Source organism: Mesorhizobium sp. M0676 (assembly GCF_040320535.1).
Lineage (GTDB): Bacteria > Pseudomonadota > Alphaproteobacteria > Rhizobiales > Rhizobiaceae > Mesorhizobium.
This window is the reverse complement of record NZ_JAMYPU010000084.1, coordinates 1-940: the sequence shown is the minus strand read 5'-3', so window position 1 is coordinate 940 and position 940 is coordinate 1. Positions and strand designations below refer to the sequence as shown.

The window sequence follows — 940 nt, the reverse complement described above, 5'->3', positions numbered from 1 at the left end:
TGTTGCGTGCGGCGGCTTTCCTGAGGATCGACTTCAGCTTGGAGAAGGCATTCTCGATCGGGTTAAAGTCGGGGCTGTAAGGCGGTAGGAAGAGCATTCGCGCGCCGGCCGCTTCGATCGCTTGGCGGGCGGCGGCGACTTTGTGAGCGGGCAGGTTGTCGAGGATGACGATGTCACCAACTCGAAGCGTAGGCGCCAATACATGCTCGGCATAAGCGGCGAACCATTCACCCGTCATCGGTCCGTCGAGGACCATCGGCGCAGTCATGCCAGTCAGGCGCAATGCGCCTGTAAAAGTAGTCGTTTTCCAGTGCCCGTGCGGGATCGGAGATCGGCACCGCATGCCCCGCTTTGCCCGTCCACGCAGGCGAGCCATCTTCGTCGATGCGCCGGTCTCGTCGATAAAGACCAACCGTTCGGGATCGAGATCAGGCTGGGCCTCGAACCAGGCGCGCCGCCGCGCGAGCACGTCGGGCCGATCCTGCTCGCTGGCGTGCGCTGTTTTTTTGAAGGTCATCGAGTGACGGTCGAGAAAGCGCCAGATCGTGCTCGGCGCGAACACGACCGCATGCTCCGCCCTGAGAAATTCAGCCAACTCGACCAGTGTGATGTCGTCCTGACCTTCGATCGCCGCTAGGATCGTATCCCGGTAGGCTTCGATCCGCTGGGAGCGCTTGTCTCCGCCTTGGGGCTTTGCCCGCGTCGCGCCGCTCTCTCGCCATTCGCGGACCCAGCGGACCGCGCTTGCCGCGGCAACACCGAAACGATCCGCCGCAGCCCGCCGCGACAGGCCACTCTCAACCGCTGCGATCACTCGCGAACGCAAATCCTCCGATATGGCTCTAACCATGCCTGCTGGCCTCCATACCCAGCCGACATGATGAATCAGATATTCTCCCCGATGGGAATCCCTCGCGATTCCATCAGGTCAGATTATGCT

General features: G+C 62.1%; 1 protein-coding gene. It reads right to left on the bottom strand.

What is annotated here, in order from left to right:
* Positions 1-850, bottom strand: an 850-nt coding sequence (locus NKI35_RS31275; protein WP_352742656.1) for an IS630 family transposase, incomplete at its 3' end; no start/stop codon positions are given.
* Positions 851-940 lie beyond the last annotated feature (90 nt).